Raw genomic sequence first — 5,545 nt, forward strand, 5'->3', positions numbered from 1 at the left:
CCCCCGCCGCCGCCCCCCCCCCCCCCCCCCCCCCCCCCCCCCCCCCCCCCCCCCCCCCCCCCCCCCCCCCCCCCCCCCCCCCCCCCTCTACGAGGGGCGTGGCGCGGTCGGGCACGCTTGACATACCCGGAGGGTGGGTTGGGTTCATATAACTATACCGGACGTCCGGTATAGTTATGGGCGTCAATTCTCCTTGCGGGCGTGTTCCATGGCGGTTTCCCAGTCTCTGGCCGGCGCTCCGGCCCTGTCCCGTGCCCGGCGCTGGGCGCTGCTGTTCACCGTGGCCGCGGGCCTGTTGCTGGTCACCTTGGACAACTCGGTGCTGTACACCGCGCTGCCCACGCTGAGCGAGGCGCTGGCGGCCACGCCGGCGCAGGCGCTGTGGATCATCAATGCCTATCCGCTGGTGATGGCGGGCCTGCTGCTGGGCGCCGGTACGCTGGGCGACCGCATCGGCCACCGTCGCATGTTCCTGATCGGGCTGGTGGTGTTCGGGCTGGCCTCGGTGGTCGCCGCGTATGCCGGCAGCGCCGCACAGTTGATCGGCGCACGGGCGCTGTTGGCGGTGGGCGCGGCGGCGATGATGCCGGCTACGCTGGCCTTGATCGGCCTCAGCTTCCACGACCCGCGCGAGCGAACGATGGCCATTGCGATCTGGGGCTCGGTATCGCTGGTGGGTGCGGCGCTGGGTCCGATCATCGGTGGCTGGCTGCTGCAGCATTTCTGGTGGGGTTCGGTGTTCCTGGTGAACGTGCCGGTGGTCGTGGTCGCCTTCGTGGCCACGCTTGTGCTGGCGCCGGAAGGCCAGCGCGATCACTCGCGCCCGTGGGATCTGTGGTCGTCGTTGCTGGCGCTGGCCACGCTGTCGGGCCTGGTGCTGGCGATCAAGTCGTGGATTGCCGCGCCGCCGGCCTACGGCGTGGGTGCCGCGGCGCTGCTGCTGGCCGCGGTGGCCGGTTATGCGTTCGTGCGCCGTCAGCGTCGTCTGCCGTACCCGTTGCTGGATTTCAGCGTGTTCCAGAACCCGGCGTTCCTGGCCGGCGCCTTGTCGGCGGTGTTCACCCTGTTCGCGCTGGCCGGGCTGCAGCTGGTCACCACCCAGCGCTTCCAGCTGGTGGCAGGCTTCAGCCCGTTGCATGCGGGGCTGCTGGTGTCGGTGGCCGCGCTCGGCAGCCTGCCCAGTGCGTTGCTGGGCGGCAGTCTGGTGCATCGGCTGGGCCTGCGGCCGCTGATCGCCGGTGGTCTGGGCATCGGTGCAGTGGGCGTGACGATGGTCGCGTTCGGGTTCCCGCTGGGGCTGGGCTGGGTGATTGCAGGTATGGCCATCACCGGTTTTGGCATGGGCGCGGCGATCTCGGTAGCGTCGGCGGCGATCCTCAACAACGTACCTGCCCACCGTGCCGGCATGGCATCGTCGGTGGAAGAAGTGTCCTACGAATTCGGTGGCCTGCTGGCGGTTGCGCTGCTGGGCAGCCTGAGCGCGGCGCTGTACGGCGCGTTCCTGCCGGTGACGGGGCTGCCCGATGCCGCGCGCGAGGGCTTCGTGCAGGCTGTGCACGTGGCCCGACAGACCGGGCCGGAGGCGTGGTTCGTGCAGGCCGCGGCGGCTTACGACCGCAGCTACCGCATCGTGCTGTGGGTGGTGGCCGCGGTGCTGGCGGTCGGCGCGATCATCACGGGCCGGTTGCTGCGTGGCCGTGCCGGAAGCCGCGAGGGGGCGGCCGATCGCGTAAAGTAGCGCGCATGAGAACCAGCAAGCGCCAACGTATCCTCGACGCCGCCGTGGCCGTCATCAATCGCGAGGGCGTGCGCGCGGTCACCTTCGAATCGGTGGCTGCCGAAGCGCAGTTGACCCGCGGCGGGCTGCTGTACCACTTCCCATCGCGTGAAGCGCTGCTGCGCGGGATCGACGAGCATCTGGTGCAGCAGTGGGAAGCGTCGATGGAAGTGCTGCTGGGCAAGCGCGCCGAAGAAGCCAGTGCGCTGGAGCGTTACCAGACCTTCGTGCGCGTTTCGGCGCAGAGTGCTACGCGGGCTGAGCTGTTGTTCATGCTGGAATCGATGGACCCGGAGGCCGGTGAACGCCCGTGGGCGCCGGTGATGGAGCGCTGGGCACCGGCGGCGCCGGCCAGCGTGGATGATGCGGCGGGGATGGACAGATTCGTGGCGCGGCTGGCCGCCGATGGGCTGTGGATCTATGAAGCCATGTATGAAGGCAAGCTGGAGCCGGCGCTGCGCGCGCAGGTGGCCGAGCGGATTGCCGGGTTGTTGGTGAAGCCGTAACGTCGAGCGGCTTTCGTAGCGTCGAGCTTGCTCGACGGCTTTTCGCGTGGAGCAGTCGAGCAAGCTCGACTCTACCGAGCGGGGCAGTCGAGCAAGCTCGACTCTACCGAGTGGGGCAGTCGAGCAAGCTCGACTCTACGGGCGTTCGGCGCTCAGGCGATCGTAGAGGCGGACCAGGTCGACCAGGGTGCGTGCGCCCAGCTTGCGCATCAGTTGGCCGCGCCGAACCTTCACCGTGATTTCGCTGACGCCCAGATCGGCGGCGATCTGTTTGTTCAAGCGGCCGGCAACCACGCCCTGCGCGACCTCGCGCTCGCCTGGGCTGAGAGTGGCCCAGCGTGCCTGCAGCGCGGCCGTTTCGTTGTGCTCGCTACGGCGCTGCCGGTCCTGCGCGATACCTTTCTGGATGGCGTCCAGCAACTGCTGGTCGCGGAACGGCTTGGTCAGGAACTCCAGCGCGCCGTCCTTGATGGCGTTCACACCCATGGCGATGTCGCCGTGGCCGGTGATGAACACCACCGGCAGGTGCAGCCCGTGGGCGGCCATCTGCCGGTGGAAGTCCAGGCCGCTCTGGCCGGGCATGCGTACGTCCAGCACCAGGCACGCCGGCGCATCCTCGCGCGCCGCGTCCAGGAACGCCTGGGTTGAAGCAAAGCTGCGTACCTGCAGCCCCATCGAGGCCAGCAGATCCTCCAGTGCCGCACGCACCGAGGCGTCGTCATCCACGACGTAGACCACGGCATCGGGTTCAGTGTGCGCGGCGCGGGTCATGTGCGGCGTCCTCCATGGCAGGTAGTTCGATGATGAAGCAGGCGCCGCCGCCACTGGCGCGCTCGGCGTGGATGCTGCCGCCATTGGCTTCCAGCATGCTGCGGCTCAGACTGAGGCCGAGGCCCAGACCGTCGGGCTTGGTGGTCCAGAATGCATCGAACACCTGTTCGATCGCTTCGCTGGGGAGGCCGACGCCGCGGTCGCGCACGCTCAGGCGCACGTGCCGGTCGCGCGCGTGGGTGAGCACGGACAGGCGGCGCTCGGGCAGCGGCGTGTTGGCCATGGCTTCGATGGCGTTCAGCAGCAGGTTGCCGATCACCTGCTGCACCTGCACGCGATCGGCCAGCACCGTGGGCAGCGTCGGGTCCAGCAGCGTGGCCACAGTGATGTGCTGGCGCTCCAGTTCGGCCTGCGACAGGGCCAGCATGTCCTGCACGGCCTGGTTCAGGTCGAACACTTCGCGCTGTGGCGCTGCGCCGCGGGTCAGTCCGCGCACCCGGGCGATCACGTCACTGGCACGGTGCGCGTCGGCCAGGATCCGCGCCAGTGCCTGCTGCGCCCGGTCCACGTTGGCCGGCTGCTGGGCCAGCCAGCGCTGCGCGGCCTCGGCACTGCTGGCGATGGCGGCCAGGGGCTGGTTCACCTCGTGCGCGATGGACGTGGTGAGCTCGCCCACGGTAGACGCACGGGCCACCCGCAGCAGCCGCGTCTGCGCGTCGTGCACGGCGGCCTTGGCTGCCTCCATCTTCAAGGACAGGTAGGTGGTGATGCCGATGACCAGGATGCCGATGGCGGTGTTCACCAGGCCGATGCGATAGGCCCCGGCGCGGGTGAGCAGGAAGCTGGCGATGGTCAACGCGACGCAGGCCAAGGCCAGGCCCAGCAGCGGGCGGGACAGCAGCCGCCGCGACATGGCAAGGATCAGTGCGGCGTAGAAGCAGGCGGCAGCGACGGCATAGTCGCTGAAGGTGTCCACCAGGAAGATCGCCGCCATGGCGACGATCAGGGCCAGGTAGACCAGCGGGCGGCGGAGCGGGGGGCGGGGCATCGGCAACGGTTCCCGGGCGGGCAGGCGCGAGGATAGCAAAGGCTGTTGGGGGCGCTGGCGGGCAGCGCGCCGGTCATTCTTCCAGAGTGGCATTCCAGAACCCCTGCAGCATGCCCGGTTGCGCTGCCAGCTCAGCCAGCACGGCGTCCAGTTCGGTGCCATCGACGGTAGTGGCGTACAGCACTGCTTCGATCTCCACGTCGCGCTCGCCGAACGGGCGCTGGTCTACGGCACGCACCGGGTACTGGGCCTGTTCCAGCAACAGCAGCAGGCGGTCCAGCACCTCGGCCTGCTGTTCGCGCTGGCAGACCACGTTGATGGCGTAGGTTGCTTCGCTGAAGGTTTCCGGCAGCGGCTGGCGCTGGATGCGGTTGACCACCGGCCGCAGCAGGGTGTTCGAGGCGAGGACGAAGACGGCGGCCAGCAGCGCTTCGGGGAACAGCTTCAGCCCCGCACAGGCGCCGACTGCGGCCGAACCCCACAGCGTGGCGGCGGTGTTCAGGCCCGATATCTGGGCGCCGTCCTTCATGATGGCGCCAGCGCCGAGGAAGCCAACGCCGGAAATCACGTAGGCGACCACGTGCAGCGGCGAAGGCGTGCCGCCGTGCAGTCCGTGATAGCGCAAGGCCAGATCGACGAATACCGCGGCGCTGACCGCGACCAGGGTGTTGGTACGCAGACCGGCGGTGCGCTGGCGCACTTGCCGTTCCAGACCGATGGCGCCACCCAGCACGAAGGCGGTGGACAGGCTGAGCAGGGATGCCAGGGTGGCGCCGGCATCGAATGCCGGCAGGTGCAGATCGAGGTTCATGGGGAGTAGCCCTCTACAGGTCGGCGCCGGTCAGGGGTGATGAAGTACGCATGCGGCGACGCTGCCTACCTGCAGGCGGACACGCGGACTGCTGCCGATGCACAGCGGCTTCATGGTTTCGCGCAGTGGCGCAGGCAGGTGGCGCAGTACCGTGATGCGTTCGCCCATGGGCAGCAGCGAAAGGGCGTCGGCCACCACGCGCGGTGAGCCCAGCGCCAGCGCACGCGCGAACAGCACCGGGCCGTGCTGCAGCAACTGGCTGCGCAGCGCTGGTACCGCGCGTTCGCCGATCAGACGACGCAGGGTGATGTAGAGGATCTTGTAGGACATGGGCGGGCTCCGGGCAGGTGATGCCCGCAGCCCCGGTCACGCAAGGTGATGCGAACCGGCTGCCAGACACCAGCAGAGAAGGACAAGGGGGCGGGGCGCGCGCGCAGCGCACCCGACAGGATCGGGATCCATCTTCGACTCCGCAGTGGATGCAGGTCGGTATTGTCCGCCGCTGGCCGTGCCCGGCCTAGAGGCCCGTGGTACAGCGCGGGTATACGTGGGTATATCCGCGCGTGCGGGGCATGTGGGGTTTTCGTAGCGTCGAGCTTGCTCGACGGCTTTTCGCGTGGAGCAGTCGAGCA

At 69.1% G+C, this 5,545-nt stretch carries 6 protein-coding genes; 2 read left to right on the forward strand and 4 right to left on the reverse strand.

Annotated features, from left to right (window positions below):
- Positions 1 to 208: 208 nt before the first annotated feature.
- The gene (locus IAE58_RS19535; RefSeq protein WP_199932340.1) at positions 209 to 1,738 is read left to right on the forward strand and encodes an MFS transporter; all 1,530 of its coding nucleotides are present in this window, start codon (positions 209 to 211) and stop codon (positions 1,736 to 1,738) included.
- A 5-nt stretch (positions 1,739 to 1,743) separates the two neighbouring features.
- Positions 1,744 to 2,283 carry a TetR family transcriptional regulator gene (locus IAE58_RS19540; protein ID WP_199932339.1) on the forward strand — a complete coding sequence of 180 codons (540 nt, stop codon included), beginning with the start codon at positions 1,744 to 1,746 and terminating at the stop codon, positions 2,281 to 2,283.
- 135 nt (positions 2,284 to 2,418) lie between these two features.
- Here the strand turns inward: IAE58_RS19540 and IAE58_RS19545 are convergent, their stop codons facing one another.
- The 4 genes from IAE58_RS19545 to IAE58_RS19560 form a co-directional block, all read right to left on the reverse strand.
- Positions 2,419 to 3,054, reverse strand: coding sequence for a response regulator (locus tag IAE58_RS19545; protein WP_199932338.1), 636 nt, complete (start codon positions 3,052 to 3,054; stop codon positions 2,419 to 2,421).
- On the reverse strand, positions 3,032 to 4,102 hold the full coding sequence (locus IAE58_RS19550; protein WP_199932337.1) for an ATP-binding protein: 1,071 nt from the start codon (positions 4,100 to 4,102) through the stop codon (positions 3,032 to 3,034). The genes IAE58_RS19545 and IAE58_RS19550 overlap by 23 nt, the downstream gene beginning before the upstream one ends.
- Positions 4,103 to 4,175: 73 nt before the next feature.
- Entirely contained in the window at positions 4,176 to 4,913 is a 738-nt protein-coding gene (locus tag IAE58_RS19555; protein WP_199932336.1) for an MgtC/SapB family protein, read from the reverse strand.
- 30 nt (positions 4,914 to 4,943) lie between these two features.
- Entirely contained in the window at positions 4,944 to 5,243 is a 300-nt protein-coding gene (locus IAE58_RS19560; protein WP_199932335.1) for a hypothetical protein, read from the reverse strand.
- Positions 5,244 to 5,545: the final 302 nt, after the last annotated feature.

The sequence above is a fragment of the Stenotrophomonas sp. S49 genome (assembly GCF_016624905.1).
Lineage (GTDB): Bacteria > Pseudomonadota > Gammaproteobacteria > Xanthomonadales > Xanthomonadaceae > Stenotrophomonas.

Excerpts from the sequence above, each read along its gene's own strand:
- IAE58_RS19535 (WP_199932340.1), top strand. The coding sequence starts at position 209 with ATGGCGGTTTCCCAGTCTCTGGCCGGCGCTCCGGCCCTGTCCCGTGCC.
- IAE58_RS19540 (WP_199932339.1), top strand. The coding sequence starts at position 1,744 with ATGAGAACCAGCAAGCGCCAACGTATCCTCGACGCCGCCGTGGCCGTC.
- IAE58_RS19545 (WP_199932338.1), bottom strand. The coding sequence starts at position 3,054 with ATGACCCGCGCCGCGCACACTGAACCCGATGCCGTGGTCTACGTCGTG.
- IAE58_RS19550 (WP_199932337.1), bottom strand. The coding sequence starts at position 4,102 with ATGCCCCGCCCCCCGCTCCGCCGCCCGCTGGTCTACCTGGCCCTGATC.
- IAE58_RS19555 (WP_199932336.1), bottom strand. The coding sequence starts at position 4,913 with ATGAACCTCGATCTGCACCTGCCGGCATTCGATGCCGGCGCCACCCTG.
- IAE58_RS19560 (WP_199932335.1), bottom strand. The coding sequence starts at position 5,243 with ATGTCCTACAAGATCCTCTACATCACCCTGCGTCGTCTGATCGGCGAA.